Here is a 19411-nt window from a genome sequence, read left to right on the forward strand (position 1 = left end):
CCTCCACCACCTCCTTCAGGTCGTCGATGTCGTAGAGGTAGACGTTGTCCAGGGCGTTGACATCGTGGTCGATGTCGCGCGGCACGGCGATGTCGATGAAGAACATGGGCCGGTTGCGCCGCGCGCGCAGCACGGGCTTCACGTCGCGCGCGCGGATCACGGCCTCGGTGGCGCCGGTGGAGGAGATGACGATATCCACCTCGGGCAGCCTGGAGGTCAGCTCCTCGAAGGGGACGGCGCGGCCCTTGAAGCGCCCGGCCAGCTCCTTGGCGCGCGAGAGGGTGCGGTTGGCCACCAGCACCTCGCGGATGCCCGCGTTGACCAGGTGGGCGGCGGCCAGCTCGGCCATTTCCCCGGCGCCCACGAGCATGGCCCGGTTGGTGCTCATATCGCCGAAGATTTTCTTGGCCAGCTCCACGGCGGCGTAGCTGATGGACACGGCACTGGAGGCGATGGCCGTCTCGGTGCGCACGCGCTTGGCCACGGAGAACGCCTTGTGCAGCAGGCGGTTCAGGATGACCTTGGACGACCCGTGGTCCACGCTGGCGCGGTAGGCGTCCTTGATCTGGCCCAGGATCTGCGGCTCGCCCATGACCATGGAGTCCAGGCTGGAGGCCACGGTGAACAGGTGGCGCACGGCGTCGAGGCCCTGGTGGGCGTAGACGTGCGGGCCGAGCACGCCGACGCTGCCGCCGCATGTTTCGGCCCAGAAAGACAGGATGGCCTCGGGCTGCACCGACGCATCGGCCACGGCCAGGATCTCCACCCGGTTGCAGGTGGACAGGGTCACGGCCTCGGTGACCGGCCCCTCGGGGCGGACCAGCCCCAGGCGGCAGGGGTCGCACTCGGCCAGGGCGTAGGCCTCGCGGATTTCCACTCCCGCGGTGCGGTGGTTCAGGCCGACAAGGATTATTTTTTGCTTCATGGCGCCGGTATTATTGGAAGTTGTGGTGCGAGGGGACCAGGAAGTTGACCAGGACCAGGGAAAGCATGGACAGGGCGAAGACCAGCATGCCCAGGGTGGCGGCCTTGCGGCCGCGCCAGCCCAGGCTCAGGCGCTGGTGGAACAGGTAGGCGTAGAGCACCCAGATGCACAGGGAGGTGATTTCCTTGGGATCCCAGGTGATGAGCCTGCCCCAGGTGTAGCGGCCCCAGATGAAGCCGGAGAGCAGGCCCAGGGAATAGAGCGGAAAGCCCCAGATCACGGCCCATTTATTGGCCAGGTCCAGGGTGTTCAGGCTGGGCAGGTCCTTGCGGAAGCCGGTGAGCTTCTCCTTGGTCTTGATCTTGCGTTCCATGTGCAGGAACAGCGCCCCGGCGGCGAAGGCCATGGCCAGCAGCGTCAGGCTGCACAGCAGCGCGCCGATGTGCAGGGTGAAGAACAGCCCGGCGAAGTGCTCGGGCATGGTCACGGCCTTGCCCGCCGGGATGGTGATGGACGACAGGTAGAGCACCAGGGCCAGGGGCGAGGCGCCCAGGGCCAGGAAATCGAGCTTGCGGGCGCGCCAGATGGCGAAATAGACCACCAGCAGCAGCCAGGCCATGAGGCTGTAGTACAGCCCGCCCTGGCGGAAGGCGGCGTGGCCCCCGGCGGCGAAGAGCAGGGCGATTTCCAGGGTGTGCAGCACAAGCCCGCCCGCAGCGCACAGGGAGCCCACGCGCTTGAGCAGGGGCCGCTGGCCGAGCATCCCGGCGGGGAAGAGCAGGGCCCCGGCGAAATATAGCGTCACCACGACTATTTCCAGCAGGCTAGCATAGTCCATCGAGCAGTTCTCCGATCTTGGGGACCAGGGGGCCGGGCAGCAGCTCCGCGAGCAGGGCGGCGGCCCCGTCGCGGTCGGCGCGGCCCAGGGCCTCCAGCAGCCCGCAGGCCACCAGGGCGCGGAACAGTTCCGTATTGGCCGGTGTGCCCAGGCCAAGGGCCAGCACCTGGGGCCTCATACGCTCCATGAGGGTCAAAAACAAGCCGTAGGCCGGGCCGAAGTGCCCGCGCATCTCCTCGCCGATGCGCCGGGCCAGGGCCGGGCTGGCGCCGCCGGTGGAAAAGGCCACGGTCAGCGCGCCGCTCTCCACCGTGGCGGGCACGATGAACGTGCCCAGCTCCGGGGCGTCGGCCACGTTGACCGGCACGCCGCGTTCCCGGGCCGCCCCGGCCACCTGGGCGTTGACCCCGGGGTCGCCCGTGCAGGCGAAGGCCAGGGTCCGGCCGTCCAGGTCCCCGGGGGCGAAGGGCCGCCGGGCGAACTCCAGGCCCGGGCGCGCCAGCAGCCCTTGCAGCTCCGGCGAGGGCGGGGCGGTGTCCAGGGCCAGCACATGGGCGGCCCCGCAGTCCAGCAGGGTGCCGATCTTGCGCAGGCCCACGGCGCCCGCGCCCACCACCAGCGCGCGCAGCCGGGCCGGATCCAGGAAAACGGGATAGTGGCGCATCGGGCCTTCGTACCAGAAGCTTCCCGCGCAGGCAAAAGGATATAAGCCCCCGGGGCACGTTGGCAATCGCCGTCTGTGCCGTTGCCTCGCGGGGCGCTTTGGGCTACCTTGCCGGGGTTCCTCCCCAATCCGCAACCCCCCGACACGGCATGCAGGAACCCCGCTCGGACCAGCTTCCGGCACACGGCCGCAAACATCTGGTGGTCCAGCTCGCCCGCTTCGGCGACCTGGTGCAGACCAAGCGCCTGCTGGCCACCCTGGCGGCCCGGCCGGAGGCCGAGGTCCACCTGGCGGTGGACCGTTCCCTGGCCGGGCTGGCGGCGCTGCTCTTCCCCGGGGTCCGCGTCCACGCCCTGGCGGCCCACGCCCAGGGGCAGGCCGATCCCGGGCAGGCCCTGGCCGAGAACATGCCCGCCTTCGCCGCCCTGCGCGGAGCCGGGTTCCACGAGGTCTACAACCTCAACTATTCCGGCCTGAATTTCGCCCTGTCCACCCTGTTCGACCCGGCCATCGTGCGCGGGCACCGCATGGAGAACGGCCAGCGCCTGTCCGGGCCCTGGGCGCGCATGGCCCTGCGCTGGACGCGCCAGCGCCGCTTCGCGGGGCTGAACCTTGTGGACTACTGGGCCGAGCTGGCCGACGACCCGCTGCCCCCGGGCATGGTCAACCCCGTGGCCCGGCGCGGGGGGGGCGGGGTGGGGCTGGTGCTGGCCGGGCGCAACGCGCGGCGCTCCCTGCCGCCCCGGACCCTGGCCCTGCTGGCCGGGGCCGTGGTCCAGGGCACGGGGGCCTCGCGGGTGGTGCTGCTGGGCTCCCGGGCCGAGCGCGCGGCGGCCAAGGAACTGCTGGCCCTCATGCCGCGCGCCCTGCGCGACATGACCCGGGACATGGTGGGCGCCACGGATTGGCGCGGGCTGCTGGATGCCCTGGACGGACTGGACGCGCTGCTCACGCCCGACACGGGCACCATGCACCTGGCGGCCCACCTGGGCGTGCCGGTCCACGCGTTCTTCCTGTCCTCGGCGTGGTGTTTCGAAACCGGGCCCTACGGCCTTGGGCATCGCGTCTGGCAGGCGGACATGGACTGCGCCCCCTGCCTGGAGACCTCGCCCTGCCCCATCGGCACGCGCTGCGCCCGGGCCTTCTCCGGGCGCGACCTGCTGCGCCACCTGGCCGGCAATCCGGCCTTCGAGACCCCGGAGGGGCTCACGGGCTATGTGTCGGCGTTCGACCCCCTGGGGCTGACCTTCCGCGCCGTGCTCGGGCCGGACCCGGAGGCCGAACGCCGCCGCCAGTTCCGCACGCTCATGGCCGGGGTGCTGGGCCGCCCCATGCCCGGCGTCGTGGACCCGGAGTTGGCAAGGGAATTCCTGCCCGAGGAAGACTGGATGCTTCCGGGCGCCGCCAAGCCGCATACAACCATGGAGTTCCTGGATTTCCAGGAGAAGGTTCAGGCATGACTTCGAGAAGCGATCTGACGGAAGCCGCACGCTCCGGCACGCCGCAAGGGCCGTTGCGGGTCCTGCTCGTGCCGCCGCTGTACGGCGGCTCCCTGCCCGTGGCCCGCTTCTGCGGACGGGCCCTGGCGGGCATGGGCCATATGGTGGAGACATTCGAGGCCCCGGATTTTCATGGCGCCTTTTCGGCCCTCAAGGGGCTGCGCGTCACCTCCGAGCGGCTGACGCACCTGGAGAACGCCTTTTTGGGCGTGATCTCCCAGGCCATCCTGGCCAAGGTGGAAACCTTCGAGCCCGACCTCGTCCTGGCCCTGGCCCAGGCGCCCCTGGGCGCCCAGGCCCTGCGGCGGCTGCGCCGCGACGGCGTGCCCACGGCCATGTGGTTCGTGGAGGACTGGCGCGTCTTCACCTACTGGCGGGCCTACGCGCCGCTGTACGATTTCTTCGCCGTGATCCAGGAGGATCCCTTCCTGGGCGAGCTGGCGGCCGCGGGGCAGCCCAACGCCCTCTACCTGCCCCTGGCGGCGGACCCGCAGTTCCACAGGCCCCTGGACCTGACCCCCGGCGAGCGCCGCACCTGGGGCGCCCAGGTGGGGTTCATGGGCGCGGGCTATCCCAACCGGCGCGCGGCCTTCCGGCGCCTTGCGCATCACGATTTCAAGATATGGGGCACGGAGTGGGAGGGCGACGCGGCCCTGGCCCGGCGCGTGCAGATGCGCGGGCGCCGCGTGAGCCCCGAGGAGTGCGTGAAGATCTTCAACGCCACCCTGGTCAACCTGAACCTGCACTCCAGCGTGCAGGCCGACAACCCCGTGCCCCCGGGGGATTTCGTGAACCCGCGCACCTTCGAGCTGGCCGCCTGCGGGGCGTTCCAGCTGGTGGACCGGCGCGGGCTCATGGACGACCTGTTCTGGTCCGACGAGCTGGCGACCTTCCAGACCCTGGAGGAGCTCGACGAGCGCATCGCGTATTTCCTGGAGCACCCTGAGGAGCGGCTGGAGTACGCCCGCCGGGGCCGGGAGCGCGTGCTGGCCGACCACACCTACACCCACCGCATGGCCGCGCTGCTGGCCTTCGTGGCCCAGCGGCGCCCGGGCTGGCCCGCCCCGCGCAAGAGCGCCCGGGCCCTGGACGGCCTGCCCGAGCCCCTGCGGGCCCAGGTGGTGGAGCTGCTGGATCGTCTGGGGCTTGGGGCCGACACGACCTTCGACGACCTGGTCTGGGCCGTGCGCCAGCGCCAGGGCGAACTGACCGAGGTGGAAACGGCCGTGCTGTTCCTGGACGAATGGCGCAGACAGTACGGCGCCAAGCCTGCGGAACCCTCCTGACGATCCCGGGCCCGGGGGCTCCGGGCCCGCCCCGGCCTATTCGTCCCCGGCCCCGGGGCCGGGGGACGTCTGTCCGTCCGGACCTTCCGGCCCGTCCTGGGCGTCGGGTTCCTGCGGGCGCGGCAGGCCCCGCCACCACGCGCTCAGGCGCGGCTCCTGGCCGTTGTCGCGCGGGGTGTAGAAGCCGCCCGCCACGCCATCGGGCAGGTAGCGCTGCGGCGCCCAGCCGCCGGGATAGTTGTGCGGGTACTTGTAGCCCTGGCCGAAGCCCCACTGCTTTTGCAGCCGGGTGGAGGCGTTGCGCAGATGCAGCGGCACGGGCCGCATGCCGTTCTCGCGGATTTCGCGCGCGGCCATGTGGTAGGCCATATAGCTGGAATTGCTCTTTTTCGCCAGGGCGAGATAGGTCACCGTCTCGGCAAGGGGAATGAAGCCCTCGGGCATGCCCACGAACTCCACGGCCTGCTGGCAGGCCACGGCCAGGGGCAGGGCGCCGGGGTCGGCCAGGCCCACGTCCTCCCCGGCGGAAAGGATCAGCCGCCGGGTGACGAAGCGCGGGTCCTCGCCGCTTTCCAGCAGGCAGGCCAGGTAGTAGAGCGCCGCGTCGGGGTCGCTGCCGCGGATGGATTTGATGAGCGCCGAGGCCAGCTCGTAGTGCGAGTCGCCGTCGCGGTCGCCGCGCAGGACCACGTCGGGCAGCACGGCCTTGAGCCCCTCGGACGAGCGTTCGGCCTCGGGCAGGGCGGCGGTGTATTCCACAAGGTTCAGCAGGGTCCGTGCGTCGCCCTGGGCGACGGCGGCCAGCACGTCCAGGCTGGCCTCGGGCAGCTCCTGGCCCAGGGCGGCCATGCCCCGGGCGGCGACCTCGCGCAGGTCCTGGCGCGAGAGGGCCCGCAGCCGGTGCACATGCAGCCGCGAGAGCAGCTGGCGCGTCACCGAGAACGAGGGGTTCTCGGTGGTGGTGGCCAGCAGGGCGATTTCCCCCGATTCGAGGATGGGCAGGAAGAAGTCCTGCTGGGCCTTGGAGAAACGGTGCAGCTCGTCGAGGATGAGCACCCGCCGGCCCTTGATGCGCTTGCGCAGTTCGGCCAGCCCGGCCTCCGGGGCGCTGACGCGCACGAAGGGAAGGCCCGAGAGCCTGGCCAGCAGCAGCGCCAGGGTGGACTTGCCGCAGCCCGGCGGGCCGAAGAAAAGCTGCGAGGGCAGGCGCGGCCCCCGGGCCATGGCCTCGACCTTGGCCCGGATGTGCCGCTGGCCGATGAATTCGTCCAGGGTCCGGGGTCGGATGCGGTCGGCCAGGGGCTGGTTCGCGTCGCGGGCCGGGGCGTCCCCGGGGGCGGGGGCGTCTTCGGGGGCGGTTTCGCGCGGGTTCTCAAGCATGGGCGCCACCCCACCAGAACAGGGTCAGGGCCGCCAGGGCCGCGGTCTCGAAGCGCAGCACCGACGGCCCCAGGCTCACGGCCGCGAACCCCGCCGCCTCCAGGGCGCTGACCTCGCGGGGGTTCAGGCCGCCTTCGGGGCCCAGCACGCAGAGCACGTCGCCCCGGGCTGCGGTGACATCGGCCGGGCCCAGCAGGCGCGGGCGCCGCTGGTCCTCCCACAGCAGGTAGCGCCGGGGGACGGCCGCCCCGGCTTCGAGCAGGGCCTCCAGGGAGGGCAGGGTGCGCAGCCCGGGCAGCCAGGGGGAGCCGCACTGCTTGGCCGCGGCGGCCAGGGCGGCGGCCCAGGTCTCCTTGGGCGCGTCGGGAACCCGGCCCTGGCTGTGGGCCGCCTGCCAGAACCAGACCTCCCCGGCGCCCAGCTCCACGGCCTTTTCCAGCAGCCAGCCGCGCCGGGCGGACTTGGCCCAGCCCACGGCCAGGATGGTCCGGGCCCGGGGCGCGGGGGCGGCGTGTTCCTCCAGGAGTTCCAGGGTCAGGGTCCGGCGGTCCACGGCCAGCACGCGGAACAGGCCCGTGCGCCCCGCGCCGTCCAGCCCGCGCAGGGTTTCGCCCGGGGCCGTGCGCAGCACGCGCCCCAGGTGGTGGGCCTCGGGGCCGTCGAGCACGAAGGGGTCGCGCCAGCGGTGGGGTTCGAGGAGGAAGGTCTTCATGGCGCTCGTCTTAGCGCGGCCCGGGCCCGGGCGCAACCGTGCCGGACACCGGCCCGCCGCGCCCGGCCCGGGCGCGGCCGGGCGAAAAAAAACGCCCCGGGCCGCGCGGGCGGCCCGGGGCGGCTTTGCGCGCGCCGCGGCTAGAGCTTCACGCGGGCCGTGCCCTGGGTGTAGAAGGGCAGGGTGCCCCGGGTGGCGGCCAGGGGCTTGGCGCCCTTGCCGACCAGGAACTGCGTGGCTTCGGCGTGCTCGGCCTGCACATAGGCCAGGGCCACGGCATGGCCCAGGCTGGGGGCGAAGGAGCCGCTGGTCACCCGGCCGACGGGCTCGCCCGAGGGCAGCAGCACGGGGTCGTCGTGGCGGGCGGCGCGGCGGCCTTCGAGCACCAGGGGGATGAGCGACTCGCGCACGTCGAAGGCCCTGGCCTTGCCGATGTGGTCGGCCGGGGACTTGAGGAAGACGGACATGCCCGCCTCGGCGGGGGTGTGCTTCTCGTCCAGGTCCTGGCCGTAGAGGGCCATGCCCATCTCCAGGCGCAGGGTGTCGCGCGCGCCGAGGCCGGCGGGGCGGACCAGCGGGTTTTGCAGCAGCAGCTCCCACAGGGCCTGGGCCTTGTCCTCGCGCAGGTACAGCTCGTAGCCCAGCTCGCCGGTGTAGCCCGTGCGGCTGACGACCATCGGGTCGCCGTCGAACTCGGTGCGCTTGAAGGAGAAATAGGTCAGGAACGACCAGTCCTCGCCGGTGGCCTCGTTGAGGACGCGGCAGGCCTCGGGGCCCTGGAGGTCGATCTTGGCGGTCATGTCCGAGATGTTCTCGAAGAACATGCCCTCCGGCAGGTGCGATTTGATCCAGGCGTAGTCCGTGTCGATGCGCGCGCCGTTGACCACGAGCATGTATTCGTCGTCGGCCATGCAGTAGACGATGCAGTCGTCGATGATCCCGCCCTGTTCGTTCAGCAGGAAGCCGTAGCGGCAGCGCCGGGGGCCGAGGGTGTCCAGGTTGTGGGTCACCACGCGCGACAGGGCGTCGCGGGCCTTGGCGCCACGCAGCTTGAACTCGCCCATGTGGCAGATGTCGAAGACGGAGGCCTTGGTGCGGGTGTGCTGGTGTTCTTCAAGAATACCGGCGTATTGGACGGGCATGTCCCAGCCGGCGAAGGGGACCATCCTGGCGCCGTGACCGACATGCCAGGAGTGCAGGGGTGTCTTGAATAGCTCGGACAACGACTTCTCCTTGCGCAGACGGAAGGGAAAGACCAAAGGGCAAACCCGGCCTATACAGCATGTTCCAGGGGCTTGTCACCTGATTCCGCCCGGGTTTTGCGGATGGACTTGAACTCGTCGAGCTGGGCCACCAGCCGTCCGTACTGGCGGCGCACCTCGCGCCCGTATGGGGTCAGGTCCTCGTCGCGGCGGCGGATGTATGTGCGCACGAGGTAGGCGTCCTGGAGCATGTTTTCGCCCAGGATGATGACGCTTTCCACCAGTTCGTCGAAGTAGTTGACGATCTCGTACTTGAGGTCGTTCAGCAGGGCGTTGGCCTGCTCCAGGGCCTCCAGGTGCCCCAGGCGCCCGCCCTTGTGCGCGCGCCTGCTCAGGTCCTCCAGGGCCTGCACCTTGCGCGCCTGCTGGATGTAGCTGTACTTGGCCCAGACCTCCTGGTGGAGGTCGTGCATGGAGTTGAAGGTCTCGTAGTAGTCCGGGTTGCGCAGGTAGGTGTCCAGGACCTTGGTGACGTTGGAGTAGAATTCGCCGGAGTAGCCGATGATCCTGCGCTGGTGCTTGGAGAGCCAGGCGAAGAGGAACTTCAGGCGCTTCTCATGGGTGTCGGTGTTCTCCACCACCTCGTTGCGCTTGTAGACGATGCGCCCGTTGTATTCGCCGCGGGCGATGTCGTTCAGCCGCAGGAACATGTTCGAGGCGTCCTTGATGATGTTGACCATCGCGTTGACCCGGCCCGACAGGGGGTGGATGACCTCCTGGCGGAGCACGGACAGGGCGCGGTCCTGGCGCACGTTGTCGCGGCTGAACTTGTGCTGGCGGTAGGTCACGCGCAGGATGACCACGCGCCGGGCGCGGTCCACGAAGTAGCGGCCCTGGGCCAGCTTGCGCAGCACGTCCTTCTGCTCGTTGTCCACCTGCACCAGGGCGGTTTTCTCCACGCGCGGATAGCGGCGGCTCAGGGGATGGGAGTACAGGGTGGTGATGGTCCGGTCGGACTGGCCGAGCACGCGGATCATGAAATCCTCGCCCATGCGCTGGAGGCGGCGCGAGAACAGTGCGCTGGAGGTGCGCCGCTCCGAGACGATGGGGAACCCGTACAGCTCCATGAGGAACTGGTAGACGAACAGGCGGTTGCGCTCGTAGCGCGCGTTGTCGCCCACGGTGAACTTGCCGGTGCGCACCCCGAAGCGCTTGATCTCGGTGTCCAGGTCCGAGGGGAAAGAGGCGTAGACCCCGGCCAGGTGGAAGCCGCCGCCCCGGTCCTTGGCCAGGACGTGGGCGCGATCCATCTGGAGCAGGAAGGGCAGAACGTCCGGATAGTTCTCCAGGGCTGTCAGGTCCTTGCGCAGGAATTCCCTGCGGAAGGCCTCCTGCCAGCGCTTGGGCAGGCGGTTCAGGCAGGTCTGGCGGTTGCGCACCTGCACGGCGCGCTCCAGGGGGCAGGCGTTCTCCAGCCCCAGCTCCGCCTCGCCCAGCAGGTCGTGCAGGATGTCGAACTGGAAGACCTCGGAAAAATAGGACAAGGGCCTGGCCAGGGCGACCATGGAGAAGCCCGGCAGGTTGGTATGCTCGAAGGGGTCGGCCTCGAAGGAGGGCAGCAGCTCGCGCGATTCCACCAGGGGGTAGTCGGGCTGCTCGAAGTAGGGCTTCAGCAGGCAGTGCCTGATCTGCACCCAGTCCAGGAAGCGCTTGAGGCGGGGGATGCTGTCGACCTGCAAGGGCACGGGACCGTCGGCTCCCGCCGTCAGGGGGAATTCACGGACCTTGCTGAACGCCTGCTCCCAGGAAAAAGCCATGCCTTTTGCCGTTGCTCCGGTGGGTGGGCAGGGCGCCCGAGCCCGGTTTGAATATCCATTCGTCGCAATTCTAGCGTTGCCCGGGCGCATTGACAATACAAAAAAGGCAAAACTTTCAGGGCCGAACCGTATCGCCGGGCCGCAGGCCGCCTCCGGCCTCCCGGGGCGGGCCGGTCGGCCAGGCCGGTGCCCCGGGCCGGGGCCGCGAACCCGGCGGCCCTCCAGAGCCCGGGCGCGCCCCCGGTCGGCCGGTGCGGCCCCCGGGGGGCTTCCGGCAACGCCGTCTTGTGTCCGGCGCTCTTGTGTTGTGTGTTGCGCGCGGCACGGTGAATGTATCTTGGAGGGCATGTCCGATCTTTAATCGTGTGTAACGAGTCAAATGTTATGCACTGATGGCGGCGTTGCGTTTGTTCTTGCACCCAGGCTGCCTTTCCGCTTGCGGGCTCGCGCCCCGGGGGCCGGTGTCCGGGCCGTTCCGTGCGCGGCTTTTCCGGGCCGGGACACCGGGCCGGAAAAAGCGGTTTTGTTTTTTGCGGGCCTGTCGTAACTTGTCCTCTTCCCGCCGGTCGAGCCCCGAGGCTCCCGGGGGGCACCCCGCGCCCGACGGGTCGGCGCGGGGCATCACGGACGGACCTGGAGCCAATGGGAACGGACAGCCTCATCAAATTCCTGAACGTCGTCGGCAGCGTGTACGACGCCTATTCGGCCGTGCTTTTCCTGCCCGCCGTGACGGGCGAGGGCTTTTGCATCGCCGGGAAGTTCAGCCTGGGCGACGGCATCGACGGCGCCACGACGATCATGCCCGGCCAGGGCCTGGTGGGCTGGATCCTGCGCAACAAGAAGCCGCTGCTCATCAACAATTTCGACCAGAAGCGCAGCCACCTGGGCTACTACGACCACAAGGACGAGAGCCAGATCAAGGCCTTCATGGGCTGCCCGGTGCAGGGCGGCGGGGCCCTTTGCGTGGACAGCCGCCGCCAGTACTCCTTCAGCGACAAGGACCAGAAGATCCTCGACCTGCTGGCCCGCCTGGCCTGCGATATCCAGAGCAGCGAGTTCCTCATCGGCCAGGGCATGGAGGAGAGCCGCTTCTACCGCACCCTGCAACACATGGTGGAACTGCGCGCCCGCGCCCCGCGCTGGGCGGCCTACCTGACCACGTTCCTGGAGCTGCTGGCCCAGGCCACGGGGTTCGGCCAGTGTTTCCTGGCCGCGCGGGACGAGCGCGGCGCCAACTATTTCCTGGAGGGCGTGCCCGAGGGGTTTTTCCCGTCCCATGTGCCCCATCCGGGCATGGTGCCCATCAAGAGCGGGCTGGTGGGCTATGTGTTCAATTCCGGCCAGCCCGTGTTCTCCGGCGACCGGGGCTGCTGCCCTGCGGGCCGCTCGCTCTTCGGCAAGGACGTGCCCGCGCCGGAGCTGGGCAGCTTCGTGCTGCTGCCCGTGGTCTTCGGGCGCAAGCCCCGGGCCGTGCTCGCCCTGTGCAGCCCCGAGGTGGTCGCCGTGACCCCGGCCATGCGCAATTTCCTCGGGCTGGCCACGGCCAACCTGTCCCTCTTCCTCGAAAATCTCTATCTCCAGGCGCGGTTGGCCAGCCTTGGCCCCTCCTCCTGAAAATTCTTTTCGGGACCATTGCCGTCCGGGGCCGGTTCGGATATAAATCCCTGAGTGGGTAGAAATACTCTAGACTTTTTCTGTGGCGCGGCACCGAGCCGCGCACAAGGGGTTTCTCCATGTTCCTGAAACGCCTCCTGGGGATGCTGGGCAAAGATCTGGCCATGGACCTCGGCACGGCCAACACCCTGCTGTATACGCCAAAGGAAGGGATCGTGCTCAACGAGCCCTCCGTGGTGGCCCTGGACACCAAGACCGGCAACGTCATCGCCGTGGGCAAGGAGGCCAAGGACTTCCTGGGGCGCACGCCCGACCGCATCCGCGCCATCCGGCCCATGAAGGACGGCGTCATCGCCGACTTCGAGGTGACCAAGGAGATGATCGCCTTCTTCATCCGCAAGGTCATCCGGGGCATGTCGCTCATCAAGCCGCGCATCGTCATCTGCGTGCCCACGGGCATCACCCAGGTGGAGAAGCGCGCGGTCATCGAGAGCGGGCTCCAGGCCGGCGCGCGCGAGGTCAAGCTCATCGAGGAGCCCATGGCCGCGGCCATCGGCGCGGGGCTGGCCATCGAGGAGCCCGTGGGCAACATGGTGGTGGACATCGGCGGCGGCACCACGGAGGTGGCCGTCATTTCCCTGTCCGCCGTGGCCTACGCCGAGTCCGTGCGCGTGGCGGGCGACGAGATGAACGAGGCCATCCAGCGCTATTTCCAGGACCGCTACCAGCTGCTCATCGGCGAGAACATGTCCGAGAAGGTCAAGATGCACCTGGGCAGCGCCGCGCCCCTGGACGAAACCCTCGTGGGCGAGGTTTCGGGCAAGAACATCGTGGACGGCACCCCGCGCTGCATCGAGATCACCGACGCCCAGGTCCGCGAGGCCATCCGCGAGCCCGTGGCGGCCATCATCATGGCCGTCAAGCGCGCCCTGGAGAAGACGCCCCCGGAGCTGGTGGGCGACATCGCCCGCAACGGCCTGCTGCTGGCGGGCGGCGGGGCGCTGCTCAAGGGGCTGGACCGGCTCATCAGCCAGGAAACCAACCTCTCGGTCATCGTGGACGAGGATCCGCTGACCACCGTGGTGCGCGGCACGGGCCGCAGCCTCGCGGAGGACAAGCGTTTTTCCAAGGTCTGGATCAACTAGCCGCGCCCGCGCCGCTGCGGTTCGAAAGGGCGGCCCCGGGCCGCCCTTTTGCCGCCCGGCGCGCGGGGGCGGCAAACGGGAGCCGCCAATGAACCCCTTCGTCACCCCGGTGCTGCTGGGAGGCGTCCTGGCCGCAGTGCATGAGGCCGGGCAGTGCATCCTCGACGCCCGGACCCGCCCGCGCCGCATCCGCCACAAAGGGCGCATCGACCTGGTCACCGAAACGGACCTGGCCTCGGAGGCCCTGCTCAAGGAGCGCCTGGGGGCCCTGTTGCCCGGGGCGGACTTCATGGCCGAGGAGAGCGCGGCCAGCCGCGTGCCCGGCGAGCTGACCTGGATCATCGACCCCCTGGACGGCACCACCAACTTCGCCCACGGCCTGCCCGTGGTGGCGGTTTCCGTTGGTCTTTGGCGCGCCGGGGAGCCGGTGCTGGGCGTCGTGGCCGTGCCCGTCCTGGGCGAGACGTTCCACGCCGTGCGCGGGCAGGGCGCCTTCCTGAATGGCGAGCCCATCGCCGTGAGCGCCACGGACCGGCCCGTGGACGCCCTGGTGGCCACCGGCTTCCCCTATTCCGTGGCCGGGGACATGGAGCATATCATGGGCCCCATGAGCCGGGTGCTGCCCGCCACGCGCGGGCTGCGGCGCATGGGCGCGGCGGCGGCGGACCTGGCCTATGTGGCCTGCGGGCGGCTGGACGCCTTCTACGAAATCCGCCTCAAGCCGTGGGACACCACGGCGGGCTGGCTGCTGGTGGAGGAGGCGGGCGGGCGCGTCACGCGCTTCGACCCCGAGGTGCCTTACACCCCGGGCGCCCCGAGCATCCTGGCCTCCAACGGCCGGCTCCACGGGGCCGTGGCCGCCCTGGTGCTGGGCGACGGGCCCGACCTGCGGGAATAGCGCGGCCTCAGGGGTCGGGCGCGCCGTCGTCGTCCGGGCGCCCGGGGCGCGCCGGGCGGAAGACCATGTCGCGCTCCCAGAAGCTGACCAACGTCGGCGTGAGCATCTCGCGGAAGCTGGCGGCCAGGGCGTCCAGTTCGTCGCGGTCCACGAACAGGCCGTCCTCGATCTCGGCGGGGTCGGGCAGCAGGGGGCCCGGGCAGGCCCCGGCGGCGAACAGGGTGGTGAAGCCGTAGCCCGTTTCCGGGCAGGCCGGGGCCTTGCCCAGGCGCGTCAGCAGCGCCCCGCCGATGCCCAGCTCCTGGCGCAGGCCGCGCAGGGCGGCGTCCTCGCAGGATTCCCCGGCCAGCACTGGCCCGGCGGCCGACAGGTCCCAGCGCCCGGGGTAGAGGGTCTTGGTCCGGGCGCGTTTTTGCAGGAACACCCGGCCCCGGGCGTCGTAGACCAGCACCAGCACAGTGCGGTGGAACAGGGCCTGGCGCCGGGCCTCGGCCAGGGGCATGACGCCCAGGGGGCGGTCCTGGTCGTCGACGATTTCCACGGCGTCCTGGGCCCTGGGGGATATGGCGTGAAGGTGTGTGGACATGGTGCGGCGTTTGGCTGCATATACTAGCAGAGGCCCCCGGGGGCCGCAACGGGGAGGGGGCCATGCCTGAGCCCGAGCCGCGCGGGGACGCCGCGCCCGGACCGGCCGCCGGGGAGTTCCGCTTCGCCCGCCTGGGGCTGGATGACCTGCCCGGCCTGGTGGCGCTGGAGCGGCGCTGCTTCTCCATGCCCTGGGGCGAGCGCGAGTTCCGCCTGGGGCTTGAGGGCCGGGTCTTCAATGTTTTCGGGCTCTTTGGTCCCGGTGGCCTGGCGGCCTATGTGTCGTTCCACCACGTCGTGGACGAGATGGAGATCCTGAATATCGCCGTGCGCCCGGAGCTGCGTCGCCGGGGCCTGGGTGCGCGGCTGCTGGGGCTGGCCCTTGGCATCTGCGCGGGGATGGGCGTGCGCGTGGCCCGGCTGGAGGTGCGCGCGGGCAACGTTCCGGCCCTGGCGCTCTATGCCCGCTTCGGCTTCGCCCGCGTCGGCCTGCGCCGGGGCTACTACACCGACACCGGCGAGGACGCCGTGCTCATGAGCCTGGACCTGCCCGCCCCGGCGGCCCCGGGCGGGCCCGGCGCGGCGGGGCCTCCCCCGGGTCTGGATAATTCCGGCGCCGCGTAGTACAGCATGCCAAGGGCCGCCCAGCGGCGGCCCCCACCATGACGCAAAGGCCCGCCGCGGGCCCAATCCCAAGGAGAACCGCCATGATCCGCTGCATCGACGAACTGGACCTCAAGGGCAAGAAGGTGCTGGTGCGCGTGGACTTCAACGTGCCCCTGAAGGACGGGGCCATCGTCGACGACAACCGCATCCGGGCCAGCCTGCCCACCCTGCGCCTGGCCCTCGAGCGCGGCGCCGCGCTGATTTTGTGCTCGCACCTGGGCAAGCCCAAGGGCCAGCCCGCTCCCGAGTTCTCCCTCAAGCCCGTGGCCCGGCACCTGGCCGACCTGCTGGGCCGCGAGGTGGCCATGGCGCCGGACTGCGTGGGCCCCGAGGTCGAGCGCATGGTGTCCATGCTTGGCCCCGGCGGCATCCTGATGCTTGAGAACCTGCGCTTCCACAAGCAGGAGCAGGCGGGCGACGACGCCTTCGGCGCGGCCCTGGCCGCCCTGTGCGACGTGTACTGCTGCGACGCCTTCGGCACGGCCCACCGCGCCCACGCCTCCATGACCGCCATCCCCGCCCACGCGCCCGAGAAATGCGCGGGCCTGCTGCTCATCAAGGAATGGAAATACCTGGGCCAGGCCCTGGCCGACCCCGCGCGGCCCTATGTGGCCATCTCCGGCGGGGCCAAGGTGTCCACCAAGCTGGGCATCCTGCGCAACCTGCTGTCCAAGGTGGACAAGCTCATCGTCGGCGGGGCCATGGCCAACACCTTTTTCCTGGCCCAGGGCCACGGGGTGGGCGCCTCGCTGGTGGAGCCCGATCTGGTGGACGAGGCCCGGGCCGTGATGGACGAGGCCGCCCGGCGCGGGGTCGAGCTGCTGCTGCCCGTGGACTGCGTGCTCGGCTCCGGGCCCGAGGCCGGGGCCGCCGGGCCCGCCGTGGGCGTGGACGCCGTGCCCGAGGGCCAGATGATCCTCGACGCGGGTCCGGCCTCGGTGGCGCGCTGGGCCAAGGCCCTGGCCGGGGCGGGCACGGTGGTCTGGAACGGACCGGTGGGCCTGTTCGAGAACCCGGCCTTCGCGGCGGGCTCCACGGGGCTGGCCCGGGCCGTTGTGGACTGCGGCGCGCTGACCATCATCGGCGGCGGCGACACCGGCGCGGCCCTGACCGTGGCCGGGCTGGCGGACAAGGTGACCTTCGTCTCCACCGGCGGGGGATCGTTCCTGGAACTCATGGAGGGCAAGGACATGCCCGCCTTCAAGGCCCTGGAGGTCTAGCCTGTGAAGAAGCTCATGGCCGCCAACTGGAAGATGTACAAGACCGCCGAGGAGGCGTTCGACACCGCCGCCGAGCTGGTGGCCCTGTGCGGGGCCTCCCTGCCCGACGACCGCGAGGTGCTGGTCATCCCGCCGTTCACGGCCCTTGGCCGCGCGGGGCAGGCTCTGGCGGGCAATCCGCGCTTCCTGCTGGGCGGGCAGAACTTCTATCCCGAGGAGCAGGGCGCCTTCACCGGCGAGATATCCCCGGCCATGCTGCTGGACGCGGGCTGCGCCTTCGCCCTGGCCGGGCACTCCGAGCGCCGCCATGTCATGGGCGAAACCGACGAGATGGTCGGGCGCAAGGTGGCCTTCGGCCTGGAGAAGGGGCTGTCGGTGATCCTGTGCGTGGGCGAGCGCATCGAGGAGCGCCGGGCCGGGCAGGTGGAGGACGTGTTGCGCGTCCAGCTGGACAAGGGCCTGGCCGGGGTGCCTCGCGACGTGGACCCCGTGCGGCTGGTGGTGGCCTACGAGCCCGTGTGGGCCATCGGCACCGGCGAGGTCGCGGGCCCGGAGGAGATCGTCCAGGCCCACGGCGCGGTGCGCCGGGAGCTCTTGCGGCTGTTCGGCGAGGCCGGGCACGAAGTGCGCGTCCAGTACGGCGGCAGCGTCAAGCCCGACAACGCCGCCGAGATTATTCACCTTGACAACGTAGACGGCGTACTGGTAGGAGGCGCAAGCTTGCGGGCCGACAGTTTCAGCCGCATCGTTCTGGCCGATTGACGCGCCGGAAACCGCAAGAGCGTCCTCAGGAGGAACTTACTTGGAAGCCCTGGTTTTGACCCTGCACATTCTCGCGTGCATCATTCTCGTTGTCCTCGTGCTCCTGCAATCCGGAAAGGAAGGCATGGGCGTGATCTTCGGCGGCGGTTCGTCGTCCATGTTCGGCGGCTCCGGCGCCGGCGGCCTGCTGACCAAGCTGACCGCCTTCCTGGCCGTGGTCTTCCTGGTGACCTCGCTGCTGTACAACATCCTTACCGGCTCCAAGGCCGCCGACCAGGGCGGCTCGGTGATCATCGGCCAGCCTGCCGTGGAGGAGGCCGCCCCCGCGCCGCAGGAGCCCGCCAAGCCCTTCGACAGCATCGAGGTCGAGGAGCCCAAGGCCGAGGAACCCGCCCAGAAGTAGTTCGACAAGCCCATACGCCGAAGTGGTGGAACTGGTAGACACGCCATCTTGAGGGGGTGGTGACCTCACGGTCGTGGGAGTTCGAGTCTCCCCTTCGGCACCAGCTGAAAAATCAGGGTTACAGCCTCAGGCTGTAACCCTTTTTCTGTGTTTGCCGGATAAAACAAGACGTGTGCGGCCCCTTTTGGGCAGGAGTGTCTTTTGTAAGAATCAGGTTTGGGCGGGAGTGTCTTTTGCAACTCATCGGGGACCCGGGCTGCGAAATCATGGGAGGCTGTTCACTCGGCCCTTCGGTCAGGCTGGGTGTGCCAAATCCAACTGCCGGGGCGGCCGGGTCGGCACCAGCTTGCCTCAGGCCCGTCAAGAAGGGCTGGCAAGGCGCATGAAGGCCGATGGGCCCTCGAAGCCATTCGGGCCCTCGAAGCCCTTGGCTCGCGGACGGTTTTTGGGTTTGCCGCATGGGGTCGGCCTGCCCGGCGGAGCAGCCGCAGGGGCTGGCCGGTTTTGCGGGGGGCGCCTGAAGTGGCAGGCCGGGCGTGTCGCGGGGGCTTGAGCACCTCCCAAAAAAGGCCCGCCCCCGGAATGGGGGCGGGCCTCGATGCCGAGTCGGGTGCGAGCCGCCTACCAGCGGGGGGCGCGCTCGGTGCGGGGGCGGGCTTCGTTGACCTTCAGGTTGCGGCCACCGAAATCGGTGCCGTCCAGGGCCTCGATGGCGGCCAGAGCGCTCTGGTCGTCCATCTCGACGAAACCGAAGCCACGGGGGCGGCCGGTCTCGCGGTCTTCGATGAGCTTGACGGACTTGACTTCACCGAAGTTGGAAAACGCCTTGCGGATGTCTTCTTCGGTGGCGGACCAGGGCAGATTGCCGACGTAGATGCTCTTGGCCATTGTGAAACTCTCCATGCGGAATAGGGAAGGGTGGTTGGCGCACCATGCGCCTTCAAAAAAGGGGTCGGGTACACAAGTTGCGTACACGGCCCCTTGATGACTCCTGTTTGATCTTGCACCAGCGTCGGCGTTGCGTCTTTGCCGCGCCCCTGCGGGCGTCACTGGAATTTTTTGAGAATTCTTATGCGGGCCGGGTTCCCCTGTCAAGGGCATTTCAGGCCGGGATCGAAAAAACGTTGCCCGTTTTGACCAGTCTTTACGCGCCGCCTGCGCCCCTGGCCGCTGCTGTTCCGGGCCGGGGCGCCCCGCGGGCGGCCCGTGGGCGGGGCTCCGCCCACAGGCTGGCCCCGCCGCCTTCCCTGCGCCGCCGGGGGCGCAGGGGCACCCTGCGGGGCGCCCGTTTACGCCGGGGCGCCCCGCCTCGCGCTCATTCCTCCAGGGCCGTCAGGTCCGCGTAGGTCTCGCGGCGGCGGGCCACGGTGATCTCGGCGCCGTCCACGATGATTTCCGCCGCCCGGGGGCGGGAGTTGTAGTTGGAGCTCATGGTGAAGCCGTAGGCGCCGGCGGAGAGCACGGCCAGCAGCTCGTCCTGTTCCACGGCGGGCAGCTCGCGGTCGCGCGCCAGGAAGTCGCCGGACTCGCAGACGGGGCCGACCACGTCGGCCGCGCGCAGGGGGCGCCCCTCCTGTTCCAGCACGGGCAGGATCTTGTGGTAGCTGCCGTAGAGCGAGGGCCGGATCAGGTCGTTCATGGCCGCGTCGGCGATGATGAAGTGCTTGCTCGGGGTGTCCTTGGTGTAGAGCACGCGCGTGACCAGGATGCCCGCGTTGCCCGCGATGACCCGCCCGGGTTCGAGGACCAGCCGCAGGGGCAGGCCGCGCAGCCGCTCGGCCAGGGCGCGGCCGAA

At 70.0% G+C, this 19411-nt stretch carries 18 protein-coding genes, 1 tRNA gene and 1 pseudogene; 10 read left to right on the forward strand and 10 right to left on the reverse strand.

What is annotated here, in order from left to right; all coding sequences use genetic code 11:
- The 3 genes from hemA to M0P34_RS04450 all read right to left on the reverse strand — a co-directional run.
- Positions 1 to 925 (reverse strand): glutamyl-tRNA reductase (hemA, locus tag M0P34_RS04440; protein ID WP_291496790.1); only part of this gene is annotated, 925 nt, incomplete at its 3' end.
- 10 nt (positions 926 to 935) lie between these two features.
- Positions 936 to 1763 (reverse strand): cytochrome c biogenesis protein CcsA, encoded by an 828-nt coding sequence (gene ccsA / locus M0P34_RS04445; protein ID WP_291496792.1) that lies wholly within the window; start codon positions 1761 to 1763, stop codon positions 936 to 938.
- A complete protein-coding gene (locus M0P34_RS04450) occupies positions 1750 to 2427 on the reverse strand; it encodes a bifunctional precorrin-2 dehydrogenase/sirohydrochlorin ferrochelatase (RefSeq protein WP_291496794.1) in 678 nt (225 codons plus the stop codon). Before M0P34_RS04450 ends, ccsA begins: the two co-directional genes overlap by 14 nt.
- 149 nt (positions 2428 to 2576) lie before the next feature.
- Between M0P34_RS04450 and M0P34_RS04455 the strand changes: the two genes are divergently transcribed.
- Positions 2577 to 3887 carry a glycosyltransferase family 9 protein gene (locus tag M0P34_RS04455; RefSeq protein ID WP_291496796.1) on the forward strand — a complete coding sequence of 437 codons (1311 nt, stop codon included), beginning with the start codon at positions 2577 to 2579 and terminating at the stop codon, positions 3885 to 3887.
- Complete coding sequence (locus M0P34_RS04460) at positions 3884 to 5212, forward strand: glycosyltransferase (protein WP_291496797.1); 1329 nt, start codon at positions 3884 to 3886, stop codon at positions 5210 to 5212. The genes M0P34_RS04455 and M0P34_RS04460 overlap by 4 nt, the downstream gene beginning before the upstream one ends.
- Positions 5213 to 5248: 36 nt before the next feature.
- Here the strand turns inward: M0P34_RS04460 and M0P34_RS04465 are convergent, their stop codons facing one another.
- The 4 genes from M0P34_RS04465 to M0P34_RS04480 all read right to left on the reverse strand — a co-directional run bounded on the left by M0P34_RS04465 (position 5249) and on the right by M0P34_RS04480 (position 10323).
- On the reverse strand, positions 5249 to 6592 hold the full coding sequence (locus tag M0P34_RS04465; protein ID WP_291496799.1) for a replication-associated recombination protein A: 1344 nt from the start codon (positions 6590 to 6592) through the stop codon (positions 5249 to 5251).
- The gene (locus tag M0P34_RS04470; RefSeq protein WP_291496801.1) at positions 6585 to 7304 is read right to left on the reverse strand and encodes a 16S rRNA (uracil(1498)-N(3))-methyltransferase; all 720 of its coding nucleotides are present in this window, start codon (positions 7302 to 7304) and stop codon (positions 6585 to 6587) included. The genes M0P34_RS04465 and M0P34_RS04470 overlap by 8 nt, the downstream gene beginning before the upstream one ends.
- 140 nt (positions 7305 to 7444) lie before the next feature.
- Positions 7445 to 8527, reverse strand: a complete 1083-nt coding sequence (gene gcvT / locus M0P34_RS04475) for a glycine cleavage system aminomethyltransferase GcvT (protein ID WP_291496803.1) — start codon at positions 8525 to 8527, stop codon at positions 7445 to 7447.
- A gap of 50 nt (positions 8528 to 8577) precedes the next feature.
- The gene (locus M0P34_RS04480) at positions 8578 to 10323 is read right to left on the reverse strand and encodes a hypothetical protein (RefSeq protein WP_291496805.1); all 1746 of its coding nucleotides are present in this window, start codon (positions 10321 to 10323) and stop codon (positions 8578 to 8580) included.
- Between the two features lie 642 nt (positions 10324 to 10965).
- Between M0P34_RS04480 and M0P34_RS04485 the strand changes: the two genes are divergently transcribed.
- The 3 genes from M0P34_RS04485 (at position 10966) to M0P34_RS04495 (ending at position 13980) form a co-directional block, all read left to right on the forward strand.
- Positions 10966 to 11937, forward strand: coding sequence for a GAF domain-containing protein (locus M0P34_RS04485; RefSeq protein ID WP_291496807.1), 972 nt, complete (start codon positions 10966 to 10968; stop codon positions 11935 to 11937).
- 119 nt (positions 11938 to 12056) lie between these two features.
- The gene (locus tag M0P34_RS04490; RefSeq protein ID WP_291496809.1) at positions 12057 to 13082 is read left to right on the forward strand and encodes a rod shape-determining protein; all 1026 of its coding nucleotides are present in this window, start codon (positions 12057 to 12059) and stop codon (positions 13080 to 13082) included.
- An 88-nt stretch (positions 13083 to 13170) separates the two neighbouring features.
- Complete coding sequence (locus M0P34_RS04495; protein WP_291496810.1) at positions 13171 to 13980, forward strand: inositol monophosphatase family protein; 810 nt, start codon at positions 13171 to 13173, stop codon at positions 13978 to 13980.
- Between the two features lie 7 nt (positions 13981 to 13987).
- Here M0P34_RS04495 and M0P34_RS04500 read toward each other — a convergent pair whose 3' ends face one another.
- Complete coding sequence (locus M0P34_RS04500) at positions 13988 to 14566, reverse strand: NUDIX domain-containing protein (RefSeq protein ID WP_291496812.1); 579 nt, start codon at positions 14564 to 14566, stop codon at positions 13988 to 13990.
- Positions 14567 to 14628: 62 nt separating this feature from the next.
- Between M0P34_RS04500 and rimI the strand changes: the two genes are divergently transcribed.
- The 5 genes from rimI (at position 14629) to M0P34_RS04525 (ending at position 17719) form a co-directional block, all read left to right on the forward strand.
- Positions 14629 to 15189 (forward strand): ribosomal protein S18-alanine N-acetyltransferase, encoded by a 561-nt coding sequence (gene rimI / locus M0P34_RS04505; protein ID WP_291496814.1) that lies wholly within the window; start codon positions 14629 to 14631, stop codon positions 15187 to 15189.
- 83 nt (positions 15190 to 15272) lie between these two features.
- Positions 15273 to 16451 (forward strand): phosphoglycerate kinase, encoded by a 1179-nt coding sequence (locus M0P34_RS04510; protein ID WP_291496816.1) that lies wholly within the window; start codon positions 15273 to 15275, stop codon positions 16449 to 16451.
- Between the two features lie 3 nt (positions 16452 to 16454).
- The gene (tpiA, locus tag M0P34_RS04515) at positions 16455 to 17213 is read left to right on the forward strand and encodes a triose-phosphate isomerase (protein WP_291496818.1); all 759 of its coding nucleotides are present in this window, start codon (positions 16455 to 16457) and stop codon (positions 17211 to 17213) included.
- Between the two features lie 40 nt (positions 17214 to 17253).
- Positions 17254 to 17616 carry a preprotein translocase subunit SecG gene (secG, locus tag M0P34_RS04520; protein WP_291496820.1) on the forward strand — a complete coding sequence of 121 codons (363 nt, stop codon included), beginning with the start codon at positions 17254 to 17256 and terminating at the stop codon, positions 17614 to 17616.
- Positions 17617 to 17632: 16 nt separating this feature from the next.
- Positions 17633 to 17719 (forward strand) — tRNA-Leu (locus M0P34_RS04525).
- A 518-nt stretch (positions 17720 to 18237) separates the two neighbouring features.
- Here M0P34_RS04525 and M0P34_RS04530 read toward each other — a convergent pair.
- Together M0P34_RS04530 and M0P34_RS04535 are read right to left on the reverse strand one after the other, a co-directional pair.
- Positions 18238 to 18504 carry an RNA-binding protein gene (locus M0P34_RS04530; RefSeq protein ID WP_291496821.1) on the reverse strand — a complete coding sequence of 89 codons (267 nt, stop codon included), beginning with the start codon at positions 18502 to 18504 and terminating at the stop codon, positions 18238 to 18240.
- Between the two features lie 427 nt (positions 18505 to 18931).
- Positions 18932 to 19411 (reverse strand): annotated as a pseudogene (locus M0P34_RS04535) (diaminopimelate decarboxylase); the annotation flags it as partial.

Origin of the sequence: Desulfocurvus sp. (assembly GCF_023230885.1) — a bacterium.
GTDB lineage: Bacteria > Desulfobacterota > Desulfovibrionia > Desulfovibrionales > Desulfovibrionaceae > Desulfocurvus.

What these genes read in the sequence shown, in the direction of transcription:
- M0P34_RS04480 (WP_291496805.1), bottom strand. Translation starts at nt 10,323, where the DNA reads ATGGCTTTTTCCTGGGAGCAGGCGTTCAGCAAGGTCCGTGAATTCCCC.
- M0P34_RS04460 (WP_291496797.1), top strand. Translation starts at nt 3,884, where the DNA reads ATGACTTCGAGAAGCGATCTGACGGAAGCCGCACGCTCCGGCACGCCG.
- M0P34_RS04510 (WP_291496816.1), top strand. Translation starts at nt 15,273, where the DNA reads ATGATCCGCTGCATCGACGAACTGGACCTCAAGGGCAAGAAGGTGCTG.
- M0P34_RS04450 (WP_291496794.1), bottom strand. Translation starts at nt 2,427, where the DNA reads ATGCGCCACTATCCCGTTTTCCTGGATCCGGCCCGGCTGCGCGCGCTG.
- ccsA (WP_291496792.1), bottom strand. Translation starts at nt 1,763, where the DNA reads ATGGACTATGCTAGCCTGCTGGAAATAGTCGTGGTGACGCTATATTTC.
- M0P34_RS04485 (WP_291496807.1), top strand. Translation starts at nt 10,966, where the DNA reads ATGGGAACGGACAGCCTCATCAAATTCCTGAACGTCGTCGGCAGCGTG.
- M0P34_RS04500 (WP_291496812.1), bottom strand. Translation starts at nt 14,566, where the DNA reads ATGTCCACACACCTTCACGCCATATCCCCCAGGGCCCAGGACGCCGTG.
- M0P34_RS04455 (WP_291496796.1), top strand. Translation starts at nt 2,577, where the DNA reads ATGCAGGAACCCCGCTCGGACCAGCTTCCGGCACACGGCCGCAAACAT.
- M0P34_RS04490 (WP_291496809.1), top strand. Translation starts at nt 12,057, where the DNA reads ATGTTCCTGAAACGCCTCCTGGGGATGCTGGGCAAAGATCTGGCCATG.
- rimI (WP_291496814.1), top strand. Translation starts at nt 14,629, where the DNA reads ATGCCTGAGCCCGAGCCGCGCGGGGACGCCGCGCCCGGACCGGCCGCC.
- M0P34_RS04530 (WP_291496821.1), bottom strand. Translation starts at nt 18,504, where the DNA reads ATGGCCAAGAGCATCTACGTCGGCAATCTGCCCTGGTCCGCCACCGAA.
- M0P34_RS04495 (WP_291496810.1), top strand. Translation starts at nt 13,171, where the DNA reads ATGAACCCCTTCGTCACCCCGGTGCTGCTGGGAGGCGTCCTGGCCGCA.
- M0P34_RS04470 (WP_291496801.1), bottom strand. Translation starts at nt 7,304, where the DNA reads ATGAAGACCTTCCTCCTCGAACCCCACCGCTGGCGCGACCCCTTCGTG.
- M0P34_RS04465 (WP_291496799.1), bottom strand. Translation starts at nt 6,592, where the DNA reads ATGCTTGAGAACCCGCGCGAAACCGCCCCCGAAGACGCCCCCGCCCCC.